The sequence below is a fragment of the Paraclostridium sp. AKS73 genome (genome assembly GCF_025671395.1).
In the GTDB taxonomy this organism is placed as follows: domain Bacteria; phylum Bacillota; class Clostridia; order Peptostreptococcales; family Peptostreptococcaceae; genus Paraclostridium; species Paraclostridium benzoelyticum.
On record NZ_JAIXHU010000006.1, the window covers coordinates 103299 to 123559 of the forward strand.

A 20261-nucleotide genomic window follows, 5' to 3' on the forward strand; every position below is an offset into this window, starting at 1 on the left:
AATTTTGAAATTAAAACCGATATGGAAAATAGAGTGTGAGTTGTTATGTAGCTATATAACAACTCACTTAACACAGTAGACTAAAAATAGAAATTAATATAAATTGACTAATAAGAAATGTGTAAATACACTTAAAATTAAATATAAATGAAATTCAGAAATAAAAACTTAATTTAAGATCTGTACTGTATTAAGTTAGTTGTATACAACAGGCGTTTAAGAAATGGGATGAAAAAATAAGTATGGATTGACTTTTAATAAGGAGGTTTTTATGAGTTTAGAAATAATTATTTGTGATGATGATTTTGTACATCGATCTATTTTAAGGGATTTTCTATGTAAGGTTTTAGAGGAAGAGTTTTTAGAGTACAATTTGCTAGAGTTTCCATCAGGAGAAGAATTATTAGAATCGTATCCTAAGAAAGCAGATATTTTGTTTTTAGATATCCAAATGAATGATTTATCAGGAATGGATACAGCTAGAAAAATTAGAGAGTTTGATAGCAATGTAGAAATAATTTTTACAACAGCTATAGCTCAGTATGTGTTTGAAGCATATGAGGTCAAGGCTTATAGATATTTACTTAAGCCACTTGAATATGAAGAAATTAAAAGACAATTAAAGCTTTGTATATCGGAGTATTTAAACAGACATAGTATAGTATCTATAGAGTCTAGAAAAGAAACTATAGTTCTTCCAGTAGACGAAATTTTATATGCTGAGGTTCAAAGAAAAGAAGTCACTATATACACAAAGGACAAGACTTACACAATTGAAGTTAGTATGAAAAAAGTTGAAAGAAAACTTTTAAATTATAACTTTTTAGGTGCCATCACAGCTATTTGGTTAATTTAAAGAAGGTAAATGAATTAAGAAATAATTCTATCATAATCAATGATATTGAAATCCCTGTAAGTAGAGGTAAATATAAAGAGTTTAAAGTTAGACTTACAAGCTTATTAGGGAGCTCGTTATGTTAAACAGCCGTTTATTTTGGGAAATTGTTATCACGATTTCTTCAATAATAGAATTATGGGGATGTAAAAAGATTTTTGATTATACAAGTGAAAAAAAAGTTAGTAAAATTAAAATCAACATAATTATGTTGTTTATTATAGCTTTTATGCTTTTTTACTACATACAGAGATATATCCAAATAGCAGAATAACAATATCTATAATATTAACTTTTGTTTTTTACATTACAACTTATGATATAGATTTTTACACAGGGATAGTAAACATACTTATGTATTGGATGGTTTTATTAGGAATAGATGCATTAAGCATGAGTATTATAATAGATGCTAACTCTATTAAAGATATGAGCAGTTTGCTTTCAAATAATGTTTACAGATTAGAATTTATTCTATTATGCAAAATTCTTTTGATTTTTTACATAGGCATATACAAGATAAGTAAAAGTGAAATTAAAATAAATAAGAAAGATATTTTATGCATAGTAATACCTATAATTGGGAACATTACATCATTTTTCATTGTATTTAAATATTTATTTAAATTTTCTCAACAAGGTTTAATAAGTGAAATTCATATATTAAACTTTTCTATACTATTATTTTTGTCAAATATTTCAATTATTTTAGTTATAAGAAAAATTAGAAGAGACAGTAAGTTATTGGCAGAATATAAAGTAATGAAAAAAAGTGTAGATATGCAGTATAAGTATTATATGAAAGTTAAAGATAACCAATTAAAAACAAGGCAGTTATACCATGATATGAAAAACCATATTATATGCATAAAAAAACTCAATGAAAATGGATATAGTTCAAATAATTATATAAGTAACTTAGAAAATCAGCTAAAAAGATATGATAACACATTTGATAGTGGAAACATGTTGCTTGATATAATTTTGAGTGATAAGAAAGAGCTTTGTGATAGAAATAATATAAATTTCAATTGTAATATAAACTTTAATAAGTGTAATTTTATTGAGTTAGAAGACATATGTAGTATTTTTCAAATGTGCTAGATAACTCTATTGAAGCATGTGAAAAGATAAACGATTGTAATAAGTATATATCTTTGGAAGGTAAGATAATAGAAAATTTCTTTGTATTAAAAGCAGAAAATTCTAAGGCTAATAAGATAAATATTAAAGATAGAAAAGTTATTACCGATAAGAAAGATAAGTTTTTACATGGATTAGGAATAAAAAGTATCAAGCAATCAGTAAAAAAATATAATGGAGAAGTTGTAATAGATTATACAGAGGATAAATTTATTTTAAATATTTTAATACCAATTGTACTGTATAATGACAAGTTATACTAAAATTAAGACTTTTAGATTTTTATGTGTTATAAAATAATTAAAGTATTTCAAGGGAGTCAATATGATAAAGCTTTTGTCAGATAAGATAGCATATTTTTTAGAGGATAGAAATTTGATAGAAAGTGAAGATAATGAGGTATGTTCTTTTGGACTTGAAGTATTAATTTCTTCACTAATAAATTCAATTTTAGTATTAGCTCTAGGAATTATTCTAAACAAGTTTTTACAAACACTAGTCTTTGTAGGATGTTATTGCTACATTAGACAATATTCAGGTGGATATCATGCAAGCAGTCATACAAAGTGTATTTTGACCTTTCTGTGTATGTACCTAGCGACTATTCTAATTGCCGATAGCATACACGACATACACTTAAAAGTGATGATAATAGCTATAAGCATACTTAATTGGACTAGTATATATTTATTATCACCTGCTGAGCATGCTAACAATCCTTTAAGTAATGATGAATTAATTAGAAATCAAAAAAAAGCAAGAATTAGAGTTACAGTATTTTTATTATTTACAATTATAGGTTCACAAGTCCAACAAGTATATGAGTATACGGTGTATAGTGCATTAGCATTATGTTGGATAAACTTTATGCTCATTTTACAAGTAATTAAAAATAAGGGGGACACAAAATATGAAAAAACTGTTAGATAAAAGCATGAAATGTGTTGGAGATATGGCTATGTCTGTAGCAAATTTATCTGCTAACAAAACTTGCTTATGGTATAGCTACCAACCAAAAGTACCAAAAAAATTAAAAAGCCCTAAATAAGTTTCTTTATTTACCCTAAATAAGTTTCTTAATTAAATAAAAGAACTAACTCGATTTTTATTAATAAAAGCCAAGTTAGTTCTTTTTTACGCATGAAACAATTGAAATAAAGAACTAACTTTTAAATATATTTGATTGATTTGATTTAAATTTTACTCAAGGGATAATAAGTTTTTTAGGTAGCATGTATTCATATTTTTATGAATTTTGAAGCAAGTTATACTATATACTTGCAAGTTGTGTATATTTATTGATGATTAAAATTTACAGTGATACTTTATAACTGTGAAAGGGAAAACAACTTATAAGACATTTACAATAAAGCAAAATTTATTAAATTGTTTTTTATAAATCTCTTTTATCAAACTTATAAAAACTTAAATTTTGAGACTTAGACTTTATTTTTAAAATTAAATTATCTGAGTTAAAGATTTAAACTTAAAAGTTAAATTAAAGGGAGGAACGTTATGGTCAATAAATATTTATATTGGAGTAAGGATTTAGAAATAAGAAAATATGAGACTGGTAGATCATTATTAGCCATAAAAAATAATTATAAAAATGAAAGATTAACTAGAGATGATATTCAGACTTATAAATTAAATAACAATACTGTAGAGATAATAGGATTAATCGATGGAACAAAGACATATGAAGAAATTATATATTTACTATCAACAAAGCATAATGAAAGCAGCAAAAAAACTAGAGAGAAACTATCTATGTTTTTAAATAAGATAACAAATTTGTATGGAATTAAAATCAATGAACAAGAATCTACACAAAAAATTAATATGAATATAATAGAAAAATACATATATCCACATGTTGCATCAGTTGAGATAACAAATAAATGCAATGTAAAGTGTATGCATTGTTTTGGAAATTTTAGTTGTATAGAGACGAGTTGTATAACACTGGAACATATAAAAGGAGTGTTACATGATTTAAAAAATATAGGTGTTAAAAAAATAGAGTTTACAGGTGGAGAATCTACAGTTTATACAAATATTAAAGAAGTATTATTACATGCAATTAAGTTAGACTTTGATAATATATCACTTTTGGTAAATGGAGTAGGGATATCAGATGAAATTGTAGATATAATCATTAAAAACAGTTCGAAAATATATACAAAAGTTGATTTACATAGTTTAAATAATGATTACTTAACATGGTTTTCTAAAATTCCAAATATTTTAGATACAGTAAAAAGTAATATAATAAAGCTTGCTAAGAGTAACGTAAAAATGAAGGTAGAAACAATAGTTACAAGAAAAAATATCCATGAAATTGAAGATATTGCAGAGTGGGTACACAATTTAGGGATTAGAGATTATCAAATCAGACCTGTAACTTTTATGGGAAGGGCAGAAAATGCTGATAGTGAACTATATTTAAATATGCAGGATTTTAAGTATGTAAATGATATATTGGGAAAATAAACAAAAAGTATAAAAGTAATGTATCTTTTACAGAAGGAAGAAGGTTTATAAGCAAAGGTTTTGGCTTTTTAACTCCTCATTTAGGAATTTCTTATAATGGAGATATAAACATTTGTACAATGGATAAAATAGAGTATTTTAATAGTAGGATAGGAAATATATTTGAAAAGAGTATAAAAGAAATTTACTATGAAAAATCTGAATATATAAAGGACTTCTTAAATTTAGGAGACCCTATATTTAAATCAATAGACCGCAAAGATTGTGAACATAGAAGTTTTTATAGTAATTAAAAGTGTGATAGAGAATTAAATTTTTAAAGGTGAATAAAATGGAAAATATTTTAGCAGTTGAAGGACTTAAAAAAGATTTTGGAGATTTTGCTTTAGATGATATAAGTTTTACACTAGAGGAAAATTGTTTTACAGCATTTATCGGAGTTAATGGATCTGGAAAAACAACAATGATTAAGACTATTTTAGGACAAATACTTAAGGATTGTGGGACAATAAGTTTTTTTGATAAAGATATAAACATGAATGAAAATGAAATTAAGAATATGATAGGAATTGTATTAGATGAAGGATATTTTTACAATAATCTATCTTTAAAAGAAATGAAAAATATAATTTCTTCTGCATATGAAAATTGGGATGAGGAAGTTTTTAATAATTATGTAAAAAGATTTAATTTAAAATTAAATCAAAGGATAGAGGTTCTTTCAAAAAGTATGAGGATGAAATATTCAATTGCAATAGCACTTTCTCATAAAGCAAAATTTTTAATAATTGATGAACCCACCAGTGGTATTGAATCATCACTAAGAAATGAATTGATGGACATCCTAGTAGAGTTCATAAAAAATGGAGGTAAAGGTGTCTTTTACGCCACTCATACAACGTTAAATTTAGAAAAAGTAGCTGATAAATTAATTTTAATAGATAAGGGACAAATTATTTTTAATGAAAGGAAAGATGCATTGATAAGTTCGCACAAAATTATTAAAGGAAAACAAAATATACTAAATGAAGAGGTAAAGAGATCCTTCATAAGTTTAAATTATTACGGAGAGTACTTTGAAGGTATTATACATGACACACCAATTTTTAGTAACAAAAATTATGATATAACAATTATAGAGCCAACTATAGAGGATATAATGTCAGCTTATATAGAAGGGAGAGCATACGAATGTTTAACCTTCTAAAAAAGACTTTATAATGATTAAAAACTTTTGGCCATTTTTCATAATGTTTTCAATTTCAGGGCCGATTTTTATTAACTATCAAACAAGAGGATTTGATAGTAGTTTTATAAGTTTTATTATTACGATACTATTTTTGGAGTTTATATTATATGGGTCAGTATCTAGACTAGAAGAAAAAACAAAGGATGCATACTACTAACAACAATTCCATATTCTCGTTCAGAAATAGTTAAATCTAAATACTTATTTATAGCATCAATATTTATCATAACGTATGCACTATACATATTAGCAGCATTAATAACACCTATAGAAATGAAATTTTTAAGTATAAACTCTATACTAACATCATTCTTAGTCATATCAATCTTTTTTGGAGTTTATATTCCTATACAGTATAAATATGGAACAGAAAAAACAAAGTACATATCTTCTTGCTTTGTTTTAATTTCGCCACTTTCACTTCCAGCAATCGTAAAATGGATTCAAAGTAAGCATATACATTTAAATATAATAAATAGGGTTCCCAATATTGTAAAATACATTATTTTAATAATACTGTCTTTAGCTATTTTAGCAATATCTATAAAAATATCTATAAATATTTACTCTAAAAAAGATTTAGTATAAGTGTGTAAATAGTATTATAGTTTATACATTAATACTATTTACTTGTATAATTCAAAAAATATATATGAATAAATAAAAATTGAAGGGAGTTGGTTATTATGACATACAAAGCATTAGAACTAAGTTATTTAAAAGTATCACATCCTATTCGTAGTTTGGTGCAAGCATATGCATATTATAATCAATGCACTCCTTTTGGAATTTATAAAGAGAATGTTATGGTAGGATATGTCATGGTTATTTATGATTATGATGAAGATATGTATAATATTTGGCATATGATGATTGATGAAAAATACCAAAATAATGGATATGGAACTAAAGCTTTGTAGTTATGTTTAGAATATATAAGATCAAAGCCATTTGTACGATCAAATAATGTTATGTTAACTTGTAACATAGAAAATAATCATGGAATTCACATTTATAATAAGTTAGGGTTTAAGGAAATCGGCAACTAAACAATTAAAAGGGAGGTAAATTGTTATCTCCCTTTTTTAGTATAAAGAATATTATATGGTGGAATTTACTAAAATTAGATTACTATTTATGATATTCTGTATTATATATAGTATATAGTTATAAAGGCTAAAATAAAAAATATTAAAGAGATTGTAGATTTTTCATGGGAGCTTGAGTGTTGTAAAGATAGGTGAGGTTTAAGCAAATATATACATATCGCTCTTATAACCTAAGCTTATAAAAGAAATTTGGGATGAGAAAAATCCATGTTTAATAATGATAAAAAGTGTTTTGAATTATAGTTATTTCATAAATAAAACTTATAAAAAACTAAGTTATAATTGTGAAATAACTATATTAAATTAAAGTTATAACAAATATATTAATTTTATTTAATATTATTAAACTTATTAGTGAGGCTACTATAAATATACGGTATATAAAAGGGAGAATGTAAAATGAAAGTAGTTTTTATAAGACATGGTGAATCTGACTATTTACCTTGTGAAGAAAGAGGATTTATTGGACATGGTAGAGATTTAGCTCAATTATCAAGTTTAGGGATTCAACAGGCAGAAGGAGTTTCTAAAAATACAGATTTGTGGGATTGTGAGGTTATACTATCCTCCCCGTATACAAGAGCATTGCAAACTGCCGCTATTATCTCTAGAAATACAGGTATAAAAATAGAAGTAGATGTTGATTTACACGAATGGTGCCCTGATAAAACATATCAATATAAGACATTAGAACAATTAGATGAGCTACATAAAGATTTTGTGAGATGTAAAGGGGAATATTCAAATGGAGATAAAAGGAATTGGGAAACAATTAATGAAATTATAGATAGAGTTATACCCGTATTAGATAAGTACCTTGAACGTGGATTTAATAACATTATAATTGTTGCACATGGGGGAATTATTAGAAGGTTTATAGGAGAATCAAACATAAAATATTGCACCCCATATGAGGTAGATTATAATAAGGAGTATCAATGTATAGGGTGGATTGATTAATATTAAAATTAATAAATAACTAAGTTATAATATAGTTTAGATTAAAAATAAATTATGTTTAGTTTTAGTTAAAATATAAGTTTGAATTGGAAAATCAGTGAAATCAAAGCTTACAGATAGTAATGATATTGTAAGTAAATTGATTACAATGAATAATATGAAGAAAAGTTTTAAATTTAGGGTTGCTTTATTATAAATATATACTCTTAATGACAATTAAAAACAGGTAAGGTATAGTATATTTAAATAAACTTATAAGTTATATAGAATTAATAAACTGGGGGAGTAAGAAAAACTAATATGATAAAAATTAGAAAATACGGATATATTTTTATGATGTTTATGTTTATAATAATAGGTTTTTCTATAAACTTTTTATTTAAACAAATGGATTCAGCATTAAAACCTATAGAATTTAAAGATAATGAAATTAAAATAACTCATAAGACATATAAAGTAAGCAATATAATGGATGTAGAACTATTAGATAAAGTAATTTTATCTGGGGGATCAGGTAGTAATACTCCAAATACAAATAATGGAGTTTATAAGGTTAATGGAGATAAGTTTGAGTCTGAAGTATATATACATAAAAATGTAAGTCCATTTATAAGAATAAAAACCAAAGATTCAGTAATTGTGTTTAATGAAAATAAAGCAGATGAGACGGTAAATACTTATAATAGATTGATTTATTTAATAAAAATAGTAATTAGATATACACTAGCAATTATAACTAATAATATAAAAGGTTCATAAAATTAAATAACAATATGCAACTTATATAGTTTATGAGGAAATAATTAAAAGAGGTATTACTTTTATCTTTAGATAAATAGTAATACCTCTTTTGTATGTTAAAAAATATAAGCAAAGACTAAAAATATAATAAAAATATTAAAAATAATACAAATTTTATAATTTTTCTGCAATTTATACCATATAACAACAACATATACTTAAACATTGAATTCAATAAGATTTTGGAATAAAGTAACCTTATACAAGGAATTAGATTGATTTAAGTTTTAACAGATACACAGATTAAAATTTCATATTTCCTTAAATTTGAGCTAAATAAAGACATATTTTAAGTGAAAATGAATTTTAATAAATTAATCAAATGAAAAAGGAGGGGTATATTAATGAAGTTTATAAAAAAACCAGCAAGAAAATTTGAAGAAGGATTCTGTTTTGGATGGGAATGCAGTCAAGAATGTTTTGGGAACTGTCCAAGCAACTGTATGGGTACTTACGGTACTTGTACAACTAATAATAATGGATGCATAGTTAACAATGGAAATTAAATTTAAAATGAATTTTAATAATTAATCAAATGAAAAAGGAGGGGGAATATTAATGAAATTTATAAAAAAACCAGCAAGAAAATTTGAAGAAGGATTCTGTTTTGGCATGGAATGTAAAGATCAATGCTTTGGGAATTGTCCAAGTAACTGTATGGGTACTTACGGTACTTGTACAACTAATAACAATGGATGCATAGTTAATAATGGAAACTAAGTTTAAAGTAAATAAAAACAGGAATATCTAAAAATAGAATAAAATTAATTGAAAAATTATGATTGTAAGCTCATTTATATATTTAAATATAGAAGTATTTTATTCTGTTTTATTGTTTGAATTTATATTCCTTGTATCTTGTTAAAGGGATAGATAAATGATTTACACTGAATAGTCAAATTTATAACAAATTATTATAGTGGAAAAGAAAAAAATAATTAATTAAATTATATTGCATGAAGTTTATACTTTTATGTTAAATTTCTTTTCCACTATAAATGATAAATAATTAGATAGTTATAATCCAGACTCCTGTAAAAAAATTTAAATAAATTAAAAAATTTTCGGTAGAATTTATAACTATATTTTAAAAGGGGATACAAATGAAATTTATAAAAAAACCAGTAAAAAGATTTGAAGAGGCATATTGCTATACTAGCTGTACATCATATTGTGGAACAAACTCTGGATGTGTTGACTACAGAGATGGAAACTATATATTTTATTAAATGAAAATAGGAGGATTAGAAAATGAAATTTATAAAAAACCAGCAAGAAGATTTGAAGAAGGATATTGTTTTTTAAGTTGTAGTCAAGACTGTGGTTCTTTATGTGGAATGAACTGTGGCACTTATTCAGGCTGTGGAACAAACTCTGGATGTATAAGTTATCACCCAGCATAAGGAGCAAATAAATTTTGCTAATAAAAATAGGTGGAGTAAAAATATGAAATTTATAAGAAAACCAGCAAAAAGTTTGAAGAAGGATATTGTTTTTTAAGTTGTGATATTGACTGTAATAATTACTGTTCATTTAATTGTGGGGTATACAGTTGCAATATATTTATGTATTAATTTTAGTTTAATTAAAAAGAAGGGGAATACAAATGAAATTTATAAAAAAACCAGCAAGAAAATTCGAAGAAGGATATTGTTTTTTAAGTTGTAATCAAGATTGTGGTTCTTTATGTGGAATGAACTGTGGTACTTATTCAGGCTGTGGAACAAACTCTGGATGTATAAGTTACCATACATCATAGTGAATTATAAATTTTACTAAGTGAAATTAGGAGGAACAAAATATGAAATTTATAAAAAACCATCAAAAAGATTTGAAATAGGGTACTGCTATTTCAGCTGTATGGGATACTGTGAGTCTAATAGTAGCTGCATGCCCTATAATTGTGAGTCTCTATCATGTACAGGTTTTTTTTAGAGAAAGGAGAAGGCTAAATGAAATATATTGTTAAACCAACAGGTTATAGACATGGGTTTTGTCTATGTACAGAAGATTGTGCCTTCACTATGTGCATATATTACTGTTCTTCTAACACTAGTCCAGAATGTCCATCGATGTGTCAGCTAGACATATGTTATTACTATTAAAAGTAAGTAGATATACTATAAGCCTTAAATATGAAATTAAAAAATCGAATAATGTTATTCATTACAGAGTAATATGAATTTTAGATAAAGGGAGAGTATGAAATGAGATATATTATTAAATCAATAAACTTTAGAGATGGATTTTGCTTTGACATTGGAAGCATATGTACAAAATATACATGTACTAATGTTTGCAGTAGTAATTGTGGGATGGTTTGTAACACTAATTGCGATAGCTTTAATAAATAATACAGATAGGCGGAGATTTAATTAGCATTTTATGATTAAAATTTAGGTTTAAAGCACGAAGTCATTTAATAAAAAAGTATAAATACAATATTGGGGAGATGAAAGGATCAACTATGAAAAAATCTAAATACAACAAAATAATAGAATTAGAAAATGGAAAAACAATAGCATTTAATAGCTTAACTTGTGCGTTAGCGGAAGTAGATGAAGAATTTATGAATGTATTAGAAAACATAGAAAATATAGATACAGATAAAATCAGTGGAAACATGAAAGAGTTAGTTGGAAATATGTCAGATGGAAACTTTATAATTCAAAATGAAATAGATGAATTAAAACTAATAAAGTATAGAAATTACAGTGGGAAATTCTCAAAAGGCGGTCTAGGATTAGTAATTGCTCCAACATTAGCATGTAACTTCGCTTGTCCTTATTGCTATGAAACTCCAAAACCAGGAATGATTAGTAAGGAAGTTCAAGATTCTTTAATAAAATTGGTAGAAGAAAATGCTAAACGTAAAAAAAATATTAGTATTACTTGGTATGGAGGAGAGCCTCTATTAGCTAAAGACATAATAGCGGATTTTTCTAAGCAAGTTATAGAGATAACTGAAAGAGAAGGAGTTCATTACTCATCATTTATTGTAACAAATGGATACTTAATAGATGATGAAACGGTTCAAATGTTTAAAGATTACAGAATTAATGGAGCTCAAATTACAATAGATGGTCCTCCGAGTATTCATAACCAAAGAAGAATACTAAAAAATTCAAAGGATGAGACATTTGATAAAATAGTAGACAATGTAAAAAAACTTATAGATGGTGGAATTACAAATGTAGCTATAAGAATAAATATTGATAAAACTAATATAGATCATATTGAGGAACTTTTACAAATTTTAGAGAAAAAAGGCTTAAAAGGTGCAAATATTAGTTTGGGTCATGTTAGTGCATATACAGATGCTTGTAGCTCTATAGCAAGTAATTGCTTAAGCATAAAAGAATATGCAGAAGAAGATAGTAAATATCAAAAGGTACTTTTTGAAAGAGGATACAAAGTAGCAGGGGTATATCCATATTACCCAAGTATAAAAGCAAATTACTGCTGTGCTGATAATACAGGCGCTTATGTAATTGATCCAGAAGGATATATGTATAAATGTTGGAATGATATAGGAAATATAGATAGAGCAGTTGGAAATGTTGCTAGACTTAATGAAAAAACAGAAGAAAAGATGCATGCAATGAATATGGATTATATCATGTGGTCTCCTTTTGAAAATGAAAAATGCATAGAATGTGAAATATTACCGATATGTATGGGTGGATGTCCATATAATGGATTAATAAATAATGATCCAAAGTGTGAAAAATGGAAATTTAGTCTTGAGCAAACAATAATTTCTACATATGAACAAAATGGAGAAATGGGATGTGAAAAAGGATGTTGTAGCTGTGGATAGAATTAACTTTTACGCTAGAGATTTAAGAGTATTAAAAGGGATTAGAGATTATTCAGATTTTTATAATAGAGTAAATAAAATAAGAAAGATATTCGATTTTGATAAAAAAATTGTAATAGATGTATTTGATGATTTACAAGAGTTAGAAAATTTGCTTGAAACAAAAGTACCTAAATGGGTAATAGGGACAAGTTTCAATAATGCTATTTTAATCTTAGACTATGACAAGTGGAAGACATCAAATAATGAGACTGTTGAAAACTTAATACTACATGAATTTATTCATGTAGTATTAAGTTTAAAATCAAAAACAAATTTACCTGCTTGGTTAAATGAAGGACTAGCTGTATACTTTTCAGATCAATATCATTCTTTTAAAAATCAAAATTTTGATAACAATATCAACATTAATTTTTATGAAGTTGATTATAGTCATGGAAATATATACTTTATATCTATGTGTGTACTTATTAAATTAATTGATAAGTATGGTATAGAAAAAGTTATTCATGAGGCTTTAAATACTAAGGACTTTGAAAAAAATGTAATTTTTAATAATGAAAACTTACTAAAAGTTATTAATAGTAAGTAAGTATAATTTTACAAATACTTTAGGGAGAAGATATGAAAAAATTTATAAAAGACTTATGGAAAATAGCAAAAATATATAAGTGGTATGAGCTTAAAGGGCTAGTATATACTATTTTATATACAATTGCCGTATTTGAGGTCCCATTGATTTTTAAAGATTTAGTGGATAACGTAATTCCGAGTGATTCTTTAAAGAATTTAATTGTAGGTATTCTGATGTTCTTTTGTGTTTGTATATCCCAACCTATATTTGGATATTTAAAGAATATAGTATTTATGAGTGTTAGTGAAAAAATGACTATATTATTTAGAGAGAAAATGTTCAATAAAATTATAAATGCTCCTATAGATTTTTTGATAATAGCAATAATGGAGCTATTGTTTCTAGGATAAGTAATGATGGGAAAAGTATTAGTGAGTTTATTGCTAATTTTTTTATTGTTATTTTAAAAAATATAATTTTAATAGCTATGGTAATAATTCAAATGTTATTTTTATGTAAGGAAGTAACACTAATAGTTATTTTTTTATATTCGATTTATTTCTTCTTTAATTGGAAAATATCAAAGAAATTTACTCCCATGTCGAGAGAAATTCAAAAGAGTTATGATGAAATATGCATAAAAATCAATAGAAGTGTTGGATCTATAAACACTATAAAAGCTTTTAATAGAGAAGACCAGGTAAAAAAGGAATTCAAAGAAATAATAGAACAAAACTATTTAAATAATATTAATTTTAAAAAATTAAATATGCTAATGGGAAGTATTAGTAATGCAATAATGATAACCTCACTATCTATTATATATGGTATGGGAAGTTTTTTTGCTATGAATGGAACAATTACTATAGGAACAGTAATTGCACTAGGTACTTACTTCCAAATTTTAGTACAACCAGTTTATGAAATATTAAATAGCAATATAGACATACGAAGTATAATGCCTATATTTGATAGAATTAATGAATATATTGACTTAGAAACTGAAAAATCTAGTGATGGAAATAGCGAAATTGTATCTATTGAAGAAATAGAAATGAAAAATGTTAGCTTTAAATATAAAAATGGAAGTCATGCTTTAAACAATATTAATTTAAAGCTACCATCAAAAGGAATATTTGCAATTGTAGGAGATTCTGGAGCAGGAAAAAGTTCTTTAATAAAATTATTAAGTGCATTTTATAATTCATATGATGGAGAAATAATCATAAATAAAAAAGAACTAAAATCGTATGGGGTAAGTGATATCAGAAGCGTTATAAGTTTGGTTTCTCAAGATATAGAATTACTTAACAAATCTATTAAAGATAACATAAAAATGGGAAGAGACATAGAAGAAATACAAATAAAAGAAGTTATTGAAAAACTTAATTTAGAAGAAACAATAAATAAATTAGATTCAAGATATGAAACTATAATAAATGAAAGAATTAATTTATCAGGTGGAGAAAAACAAAGGATATCTATTGCTAGAGCTTTAGTTGAGGATTCTCTAGTCTATATTTTTGATGAGCCTACAGCAGCGCTTGATACTATTAATGAAAAAAGAGTAAAAGACATCTTAGAAGAATTGTCAAAGAAACGACTTGTGATAATAGTAACTCATAATTTAAGTTTATTGAATAAAGCAGATTGCATCTATACCATGAAAAATGGAGAAATAGTAGAAAAAGGAAGTTATGAAACTTTGATTAAAGGAGATACATATTTTTCTAAACTTATTAATGAACTTTCTAAAAAATAATATTGTACTTTTAATATAAAGGGAGAAAATAATGAAAAAAACTTTTATAAAAGGCGGAATAGGATTTTCTAAAGAACATGAGAATGAATATAGTGAAGAAGCAGTTTTAGAATACAGTTTTAAAATTGAAGGATGTAAGTTAGTTATAAAGAATAATTGTAGTTTATTAAAAATAAAAAAACATAGTTCCTCTCAGGTTATAATAACTATGAATAAAAAACTTAGTGGAACAAATGAAAAAGAATTAAAGGACACATTAGATAGTATTTACTGTGAAGTTCAAGACGGAGATATATACTTAAATCCATTATTCAAAAGTAAGGAAAGTATAACTGCTACAAATATTGAAAGTATAATTATGATTCCTGAAAATATTAATTTTCTTGATGTCAGAAGTAAAATTGGAGATATTATATTAGACAATGATTATGATAGATTAGATATGGATATAAATATTGGGGATTTAGTTTATACTGGAGAGATAAAACAGTGCTATATAAATTCTAAAATAGGAGACATTAGATTAAATCTGAAAAATATCAAAGATGGGTATGAATATCATATTAATAAAGATATTGGGGACATAAAAGTTACTATTCCAAAAGGAAGTAAAATTAATATTGATGGAATTGATGAAAAAGATATAAATGGAAAATTTGATATTCAAATTGATAATAACGGAGCTGTATTTGAGATAAAGAAAAAAGTATCAAATGTAACTATAGAGAGTTAAAACAATAGAACAAAGCGAATATAATCCAATGTTTAAATTGTAAAATATCAAATCAAAACTATGTTATAACTTAGTTATTTATTGATTTAAACTAAATTATATAATATTAAAATAATAGATATTATTTTAATATTATATAGTTAAAATTGCAATCCAGTTAAATCAAAGATTACAAATAGTAATAATATTGTAAGTAAGTTGATTACAATAAATAATGTCAAAGGAGTTTATAAAATTATGAACTCCTTTTTATTGCAATTAAAGATTTTATATACAAAACTAGTTTTTTAATAATTTGTTTTTTATAAGTAGGACGAAATATTAAAAAATTCAAAACTATATAAATATATCAATTACTAAACAAATGACTTTATAAAAGGTTGAACCTGTGCATGATGTTTAGTTATTAATATGAAGGGTAATAATTGAGGTGCAAGTAAAAATTAGGTCAAAGTAAAAATAAAGAACTTTATCATGCGATAATTTTTATGGATAGGTATTTTTACAAAGAAATAAACTTTCATAAGTAATTCATAAAAGTATGATATAATTTCAAAATACTTTTAAATGGAGGTGACCGATATGGCATTATTAGAGCTAAAGAATATTTATAAAAAGTATAAGTTAGCAGGAAATGAAGAGTTTACCGCTTTGAAAAATATCAATGTATCTTTTGATAAAGGTGAACTAGTTTCAATCATTGGGGAATCGGGAAGTGGAAAATCTACATTGATGAATTTAATCGGAGGATTAGATTCAAATTTCGAAGGAGAACTCTTATATAAAGGAAGAAACATAGGTACCTTCAAAGAATCTGAGTTAGTAAATTATCACAAAGAAAACATAGGATTTGTTTTTCAAAGTTTTAATTTAATTCCACATTTAAACTTATTAGATAATGTATCAATGGCTATGACTTTATCTAATGTAGATTCAGAAACTAGAAAGAAAAGGGCGTTAGAAGTATTAACTGATATGGGGCTAAAAGATCATGTTTATAAAAAGCCTAACCAAATATCGGGAGGACAAAAACAGCGTGTTGCTATAGCGAGAGCATTAGTAAATGATCCAGATATTATTATTGCAGATGAACCTACTGGAGCCCTTGATGCAGAGACTACAAATCAAGTATTAGATATAATTACAGAAATAGCACAACGTGGTAAGTTGGTAATTATGGTAACTCACTCTGAAAAAGTGGCTGCATATTCTAGCCGTGTTGTAAAAATTGATAATGGTGAGATTGTAGGAGATGAGGAAGGAAGAACCCTTAATCATATAGAAGAAAGACAAGTTATCAAAAAGAATAAGAAAAATAAAAACTTAGGGCTTTTCTCTGCAATGAGATTGTCTTTATTAAATATGAAAGAGAAATTTTCTCGTAACTTATTAGTTGCTCTAGGGTCTAGTATAGGGATTATGAGTGTAATTTTAATGATGTCTATTGGAAATGGAGTCACAGGATATGTTACAGATAAAATGAATAGCTTTGTGAATCCTGAAGTAATACAGGTAAATAAACCTGCTGAGAATAAAACTAAATCAACAGAAAATATGTCTATAAAAGAACAACAAGAGGCTCAGTCAGAGCAAATGATGAATGGATTGAAATCTACACCTATTACAGAGAATGATATTAACAAACTAGAAAAAATTAATCATGTAGATTCTGTAGAGAAAGGTTATAATCTAACTGCAATGGGATCAAACTATATAACTTATGACGGTAAAAAGGCAATGATTATGGACTTTATGTCAACTTCATCAAACTTAGTTGAATCTAACTTATCAAAAGGAAAGATGCCTAAAGATGGAGAAATCTTAATTTCAGACATGATTGCTAGCGAGTTAGGTGATGATATAGTAGGAAAAACAGTAGATGTTAAACTATTAGTAAATGAAAAGATAATAACAGAAAGCTTTAAGGTAAGTGGGGTATATGAAGGCACAGGAAATATGGCCTATATGCCTTATAATTCTATAAGTTCATGGTTTAGCAAAGAAGGGATTAATTTAGAGCCAAACACAGTTTATCTACATGCAGATGACAAATCTAATACAGACTCAATTAAGAATGCAGTGAAAGATTTAGGATACACAGGATCAATGCAAGAGTCTATGATTGAAATGTTTACAGATATGATAGATATGTTATCTTACGTGTTAACCGGAGTAGCTGGAATATCACTAGTTGTTTCAGCAATTATGATCCTTGTTGTACTAAATATAAGTGTTGTTGAGAGAACTAAAGAGATAGGAGTATTAAAGGCTTTAGGAGCAAGATTAAAAGATATACGCCGTATATTTGTAACAGAAGCATTTTTACTTGGCATATTTGGTGGCTTAATAGGTATTGGAGCAAGCTATGGGATAGGGGCAATAGCAAACCACTTTACTAGAACTACATTTGATTTTAATGTTGTAAGAATTACTCCTACATATGCACTAGCGGGTATATTAATTAGTGTAGTGATAAGTATGCTAGCTAGTTTCTTACCAGCTAATAAAGCGGCAAGATTAGATCCAGTTGAATCTTTACGTAGAGATTAATGTATATTGAATGAATTAAAATTAATCAAATGAAATAAATTAATATAAATAGCTGAAGTCATTACTATAGGACTTCAGCTATTTTTTATTTTATAAATTAATAGGTATAAATATATTACTTAAAACTTAGCGGCTTTTAAGTTTTTAAATATAAACTAAAAATTAACTTAGTTATAATATAGTTTTAATTTTATTCTATATATATTAAATTAAAGTTTTATAATATAATTAATATTGATTTTATATAGTTATATATAGGGTTGAGTAAAATCAAAGCTTACAGCTAGTAATTATTTAGCAATAAAATAGTAAGTATATTGCTTACAAAATAATAATGAATAATATAGAAAGGTTTTTATTTTCATATATTTTATTAATTAATTCAATGTTAACCTCAAAATATCCAATGTTAGTGCATATCTATTGATTAAAAAACTTTTAAATGTATTAATGGTAATATGTTCATTTTTAATAGATGATAAAGTTTTAAATTAAAAGGAGAAATATTTATGGAAAGAATTTTAAGGACCATGGGCCTATTATTTGGATTATTAATAGTTGTTAGTATTAGTACAGGTATTGGAAAATTATTTGTGAATATTTTATTTGAAAATAGTTACCAATATAATACAGTAGCTGCAAGTTTAGGAGGATTTATTACATTAGCTATTATATATAAATTTTGTGGCGAAGGCAAAAACATTGCATACATATATAAGTTAAAAAGAATTAAATTAAAAGATATATTGTACATTATATTGATGGGGATTGCACTCAGCATTGTTTTATCAATATTAATAGATTTCTTAACTCAATTATTTCCAAGTTATGAAGAAGTAAGCAATAGAATAACATCACAAACAAGTTCAATTTTAAATATAATGTGCATCGTAGTATTAGTTCCTATATATGAAGAAATAATATTTAGAGGGATTATATTCAATCACTTAAAAGAAAATTATAAAATAGGTATAGCTATAGTTGTACAAGCATTAGTATTTGGAATAGAACATGGAAATATAGTTCAAAGTATATATACATTTATATTAGGTATAGTACTTGCTTTAATGTATATGTATTTTAACTCTATCTATGCAAATATAATGTTACATATGATCTTTAATTTATTTGGAGGAGTGATAGATCTAAAGCTATACAATCTAAATAAATTTACATACTATATATTGGCTACAATTTGCTTTGTATTTTTAATAATGGCATCTTATAAAATGGTTTTAGATTATAGAAGAAATCACAGAAAGTGGAGTTTATTTGGAGTAAAATAATAGTTAGTATTAACTTAATAGAAACATAGTTATAATTTAGTTAATATTAAAATTAAACTAAAAAAATATAATAATTTATGTAATATAAAACTAATTTTTAATTTTTATATTTAATGAGTTAAATCTAGATACAAGCAAAACCAGAGCTTACAGTTAGTAATTAACTAGTAATAAATTTGTAAGCTTGATGATTACAATTAATAAATTTAAAGGAACTCTTTTAGAGTTCTTTTTTTGTAAGTAAGTTATTTATATGCAAATACTTATAAATTCAGCTATAATAAATTAAATACTATTAAAATTGGGGGATTTTAAGTTGGGGAATGGGGGTTTGATATGAGAAAATTTTTTTAACATTACTAATTATGATTATGCCAGTTACAATAATTGTATGTGGAGGTAAAAATCAAAATAGTATTGGTACTATATCTAAAATAGAAGACAATTTAGAAGATATGAGTGTTAAATATAGCTTAGATGGTTTTAAAAAGGATGAATATGATATTCATATATATTCAGAAGAATATCACAATGGAAAACTAAATAAAAAAGATTTAATGATGGAAAGTACGGTATCTATAAATAATCAAAATAAAAACATACCAATCGATATATATTACAAAGACGAAAATTTGAGTATCATAGTGGGCGGTTCGGGGATAGAGTTACCTTTAGACTTTTTTAATAACTTAGAAAATGGAATGGCGATGTCTATTTTAGATGAGAAAAGAGAAATACAGTTAAATAAAGAATTAAAAGTAGCTGCATATAGTATTGGTAATAAAGATCATTCAACTCATAGCATTAACTTAGATGAGAACTATCAAGCAAGTAGAAATGAGAAAGACTTAATTATATACATAAAAGTAAATTCTATATAAATACA

Annotated in this window: 26 protein-coding genes and 2 pseudogenes; 27 read left to right on the forward strand and 1 reads right to left on the reverse strand. The window is 25.5% G+C overall.

What is annotated here, in order from left to right:
* Positions 1-271 precede the first annotated feature (271 nt).
* The 8 genes and pseudogenes from LEQ07_RS05875 to LEQ07_RS05910 all read left to right on the forward strand — a co-directional run bounded on the left by LEQ07_RS05875 (position 272) and on the right by LEQ07_RS05910 (position 5738).
* Positions 272-981: pseudogene (locus tag LEQ07_RS05875) on the forward strand (LytR/AlgR family response regulator transcription factor).
* Between the two features lie 268 nt (positions 982-1249).
* A complete protein-coding gene (locus LEQ07_RS05880; protein WP_263329883.1) occupies positions 1250-1999 on the forward strand; it encodes a hypothetical protein in 750 nt (249 codons plus the stop codon).
* A complete protein-coding gene (locus tag LEQ07_RS05885) occupies positions 1993-2301 on the forward strand; it encodes a GHKL domain-containing protein (RefSeq protein ID WP_263329884.1) in 309 nt (102 codons plus the stop codon). Before LEQ07_RS05880 ends, LEQ07_RS05885 begins: the two co-directional genes overlap by 7 nt.
* Positions 2302-2362: 61 nt before the next feature.
* The gene (locus tag LEQ07_RS05890; RefSeq protein WP_263329885.1) at positions 2363-2968 is read left to right on the forward strand and encodes an accessory gene regulator ArgB-like protein; all 606 of its coding nucleotides are present in this window, start codon (positions 2363-2365) and stop codon (positions 2966-2968) included.
* The gene (locus LEQ07_RS05895) at positions 2949-3086 is read left to right on the forward strand and encodes a cyclic lactone autoinducer peptide (protein WP_081949296.1); all 138 of its coding nucleotides are present in this window, start codon (positions 2949-2951) and stop codon (positions 3084-3086) included. The genes LEQ07_RS05890 and LEQ07_RS05895 overlap by 20 nt, the downstream gene beginning before the upstream one ends.
* Positions 3087-3553: 467 nt before the next feature.
* A complete protein-coding gene (locus LEQ07_RS05900) occupies positions 3554-4531 on the forward strand; it encodes a radical SAM protein (protein WP_263329886.1) in 978 nt (325 codons plus the stop codon).
* Positions 4532-4617: 86 nt separating this feature from the next.
* The gene (locus LEQ07_RS05905) at positions 4618-4824 is read left to right on the forward strand and encodes an SPASM domain-containing protein (protein ID WP_263329910.1); all 207 of its coding nucleotides are present in this window, start codon (positions 4618-4620) and stop codon (positions 4822-4824) included.
* 38 nt (positions 4825-4862) lie between these two features.
* Positions 4863-5738 (forward strand): ABC transporter ATP-binding protein, encoded by an 876-nt coding sequence (locus tag LEQ07_RS05910; protein ID WP_263329887.1) that lies wholly within the window; start codon positions 4863-4865, stop codon positions 5736-5738.
* Between the two features lie 161 nt (positions 5739-5899).
* On the opposite strand, the gene LEQ07_RS05915 is transcribed toward LEQ07_RS05910, so the two are convergent.
* On the reverse strand, positions 5900-6025 hold the full coding sequence (locus tag LEQ07_RS05915) for a hypothetical protein (protein ID WP_263329888.1): 126 nt from the start codon (positions 6023-6025) through the stop codon (positions 5900-5902).
* Between LEQ07_RS05915 and LEQ07_RS05920 the strand changes: the two genes are divergently transcribed.
* The 19 genes and pseudogenes from LEQ07_RS05920 (at position 5964) to LEQ07_RS06010 (ending at position 20256) form a co-directional block, all read left to right on the forward strand.
* Positions 5964-6368 (forward strand): ABC-2 transporter permease, encoded by a 405-nt coding sequence (locus LEQ07_RS05920; protein ID WP_263329911.1) that lies wholly within the window; start codon positions 5964-5966, stop codon positions 6366-6368. The two genes, LEQ07_RS05915 and LEQ07_RS05920, sit on opposite strands and share 62 nt — an antisense overlap.
* Positions 6369-6466: 98 nt before the next feature.
* A complete protein-coding gene (locus LEQ07_RS05925) occupies positions 6467-6700 on the forward strand; it encodes a GNAT family N-acetyltransferase (protein ID WP_263329889.1) in 234 nt (77 codons plus the stop codon).
* 588 nt (positions 6701-7288) lie between these two features.
* Positions 7289-7849, forward strand: coding sequence for a histidine phosphatase family protein (locus LEQ07_RS05930; protein ID WP_263329890.1), 561 nt, complete (start codon positions 7289-7291; stop codon positions 7847-7849).
* 300 nt (positions 7850-8149) lie between these two features.
* Positions 8150-8608: a hypothetical protein gene (locus LEQ07_RS05935; RefSeq protein WP_263329891.1), complete on the forward strand. Its 459-nt coding sequence runs from the start codon at positions 8150-8152 to the stop codon at positions 8606-8608.
* Positions 8609-8994: 386 nt separating this feature from the next.
* Complete coding sequence (locus tag LEQ07_RS05940) at positions 8995-9156, forward strand: Clo7bot family Cys-rich peptide (RefSeq protein ID WP_021428894.1); 162 nt, start codon at positions 8995-8997, stop codon at positions 9154-9156.
* Between the two features lie 52 nt (positions 9157-9208).
* Positions 9209-9370 (forward strand): Clo7bot family Cys-rich peptide, encoded by a 162-nt coding sequence (locus LEQ07_RS05945; protein WP_021428754.1) that lies wholly within the window; start codon positions 9209-9211, stop codon positions 9368-9370.
* Between the two features lie 383 nt (positions 9371-9753).
* Positions 9754-9879, forward strand: a complete 126-nt coding sequence (locus LEQ07_RS05950) for a Clo7bot family Cys-rich peptide (protein ID WP_263329892.1) — start codon at positions 9754-9756, stop codon at positions 9877-9879.
* A complete protein-coding gene (locus tag LEQ07_RS05955; protein WP_263329893.1) occupies positions 9880-10053 on the forward strand; it encodes a hypothetical protein in 174 nt (57 codons plus the stop codon).
* A 203-nt stretch (positions 10054-10256) separates the two neighbouring features.
* A complete protein-coding gene (locus LEQ07_RS05960) occupies positions 10257-10409 on the forward strand; it encodes a Clo7bot family Cys-rich peptide (protein WP_021431926.1) in 153 nt (50 codons plus the stop codon).
* Positions 10410-10602: 193 nt separating this feature from the next.
* Positions 10603-10755 (forward strand): hypothetical protein, encoded by a 153-nt coding sequence (locus LEQ07_RS05965; protein WP_156317215.1) that lies wholly within the window; start codon positions 10603-10605, stop codon positions 10753-10755.
* A gap of 102 nt (positions 10756-10857) precedes the next feature.
* Complete coding sequence (locus LEQ07_RS05970; RefSeq protein ID WP_263329894.1) at positions 10858-11004, forward strand: Clo7bot family Cys-rich peptide; 147 nt, start codon at positions 10858-10860, stop codon at positions 11002-11004.
* Between the two features lie 98 nt (positions 11005-11102).
* Positions 11103-12470 carry a radical SAM/SPASM domain Clo7bot peptide maturase gene (gene ctpM, locus LEQ07_RS05975; RefSeq protein ID WP_263329895.1) on the forward strand — a complete coding sequence of 456 codons (1368 nt, stop codon included), beginning with the start codon at positions 11103-11105 and terminating at the stop codon, positions 12468-12470.
* Positions 12442-13062: a hypothetical protein gene (locus LEQ07_RS05980; RefSeq protein WP_263329896.1), complete on the forward strand. Its 621-nt coding sequence runs from the start codon at positions 12442-12444 to the stop codon at positions 13060-13062. The genes ctpM and LEQ07_RS05980 overlap by 29 nt, the downstream gene beginning before the upstream one ends.
* Positions 13063-13094: 32 nt before the next feature.
* A pseudogene (locus LEQ07_RS05985) lies at positions 13095-13903 on the forward strand (ABC transporter transmembrane domain-containing protein); the annotation flags it as partial.
* 195 nt (positions 13904-14098) lie between these two features.
* Positions 14099-14806 (forward strand): ATP-binding cassette domain-containing protein, encoded by a 708-nt coding sequence (locus LEQ07_RS05990; RefSeq protein ID WP_263329912.1) that lies wholly within the window; start codon positions 14099-14101, stop codon positions 14804-14806.
* A 31-nt stretch (positions 14807-14837) separates the two neighbouring features.
* The gene (locus LEQ07_RS05995; RefSeq protein WP_263329897.1) at positions 14838-15539 is read left to right on the forward strand and encodes a DUF4097 domain-containing protein; all 702 of its coding nucleotides are present in this window, start codon (positions 14838-14840) and stop codon (positions 15537-15539) included.
* A gap of 582 nt (positions 15540-16121) precedes the next feature.
* Positions 16122-18089: an ABC transporter ATP-binding protein/permease gene (locus tag LEQ07_RS06000; RefSeq protein ID WP_263329898.1), complete on the forward strand. Its 1968-nt coding sequence runs from the start codon at positions 16122-16124 to the stop codon at positions 18087-18089.
* A 509-nt stretch (positions 18090-18598) separates the two neighbouring features.
* Complete coding sequence (locus tag LEQ07_RS06005; RefSeq protein WP_263329899.1) at positions 18599-19375, forward strand: CPBP family intramembrane glutamic endopeptidase; 777 nt, start codon at positions 18599-18601, stop codon at positions 19373-19375.
* A gap of 371 nt (positions 19376-19746) precedes the next feature.
* Positions 19747-20256 carry a hypothetical protein gene (locus LEQ07_RS06010; RefSeq protein WP_263329900.1) on the forward strand — a complete coding sequence of 170 codons (510 nt, stop codon included), beginning with the start codon at positions 19747-19749 and terminating at the stop codon, positions 20254-20256.
* The last annotated feature ends 5 nt before the right edge of the window (positions 20257-20261 follow it).

Excerpts from the sequence above, each read along its gene's own strand:
- LEQ07_RS05880 (WP_263329883.1), top strand. The coding sequence starts at position 1,250 with ATGTATTGGATGGTTTTATTAGGAATAGATGCATTAAGCATGAGTATT.
- LEQ07_RS05890 (WP_263329885.1), top strand. The coding sequence starts at position 2,363 with ATGATAAAGCTTTTGTCAGATAAGATAGCATATTTTTTAGAGGATAGA.
- LEQ07_RS05895 (WP_081949296.1), top strand. The coding sequence starts at position 2,949 with ATGAAAAAACTGTTAGATAAAAGCATGAAATGTGTTGGAGATATGGCT.
- LEQ07_RS05900 (WP_263329886.1), top strand. The coding sequence starts at position 3,554 with ATGGTCAATAAATATTTATATTGGAGTAAGGATTTAGAAATAAGAAAA.
- LEQ07_RS05910 (WP_263329887.1), top strand. The coding sequence starts at position 4,863 with ATGGAAAATATTTTAGCAGTTGAAGGACTTAAAAAAGATTTTGGAGAT.
- LEQ07_RS05915 (WP_263329888.1), bottom strand. The coding sequence starts at position 6,025 with ATGTATAGTGCATACGTTATGATAAATATTGATGCTATAAATAAGTAT.
- LEQ07_RS05925 (WP_263329889.1), top strand. The coding sequence starts at position 6,467 with ATGACATACAAAGCATTAGAACTAAGTTATTTAAAAGTATCACATCCT.
- LEQ07_RS05930 (WP_263329890.1), top strand. The coding sequence starts at position 7,289 with ATGAAAGTAGTTTTTATAAGACATGGTGAATCTGACTATTTACCTTGT.
- LEQ07_RS05935 (WP_263329891.1), top strand. The coding sequence starts at position 8,150 with ATGATAAAAATTAGAAAATACGGATATATTTTTATGATGTTTATGTTT.
- LEQ07_RS05940 (WP_021428894.1), top strand. The coding sequence starts at position 8,995 with ATGAAGTTTATAAAAAAACCAGCAAGAAAATTTGAAGAAGGATTCTGT.
- LEQ07_RS05945 (WP_021428754.1), top strand. The coding sequence starts at position 9,209 with ATGAAATTTATAAAAAAACCAGCAAGAAAATTTGAAGAAGGATTCTGT.
- LEQ07_RS05950 (WP_263329892.1), top strand. The coding sequence starts at position 9,754 with ATGAAATTTATAAAAAAACCAGTAAAAAGATTTGAAGAGGCATATTGC.
- LEQ07_RS05955 (WP_263329893.1), top strand. The coding sequence starts at position 9,880 with ATGAAAATAGGAGGATTAGAAAATGAAATTTATAAAAAACCAGCAAGA.
- LEQ07_RS05960 (WP_021431926.1), top strand. The coding sequence starts at position 10,257 with ATGAAATTTATAAAAAAACCAGCAAGAAAATTCGAAGAAGGATATTGT.
- LEQ07_RS05965 (WP_156317215.1), top strand. The coding sequence starts at position 10,603 with ATGAAATATATTGTTAAACCAACAGGTTATAGACATGGGTTTTGTCTA.
- LEQ07_RS05970 (WP_263329894.1), top strand. The coding sequence starts at position 10,858 with ATGAGATATATTATTAAATCAATAAACTTTAGAGATGGATTTTGCTTT.
- ctpM (WP_263329895.1), top strand. The coding sequence starts at position 11,103 with ATGAAAGGATCAACTATGAAAAAATCTAAATACAACAAAATAATAGAA.
- LEQ07_RS05990 (WP_263329912.1), top strand. The coding sequence starts at position 14,099 with ATGAAAAATGTTAGCTTTAAATATAAAAATGGAAGTCATGCTTTAAAC.
- LEQ07_RS05995 (WP_263329897.1), top strand. The coding sequence starts at position 14,838 with ATGAAAAAAACTTTTATAAAAGGCGGAATAGGATTTTCTAAAGAACAT.
- LEQ07_RS06000 (WP_263329898.1), top strand. The coding sequence starts at position 16,122 with ATGGCATTATTAGAGCTAAAGAATATTTATAAAAAGTATAAGTTAGCA.
- LEQ07_RS06005 (WP_263329899.1), top strand. The coding sequence starts at position 18,599 with ATGGAAAGAATTTTAAGGACCATGGGCCTATTATTTGGATTATTAATA.
- LEQ07_RS06010 (WP_263329900.1), top strand. The coding sequence starts at position 19,747 with ATGCCAGTTACAATAATTGTATGTGGAGGTAAAAATCAAAATAGTATT.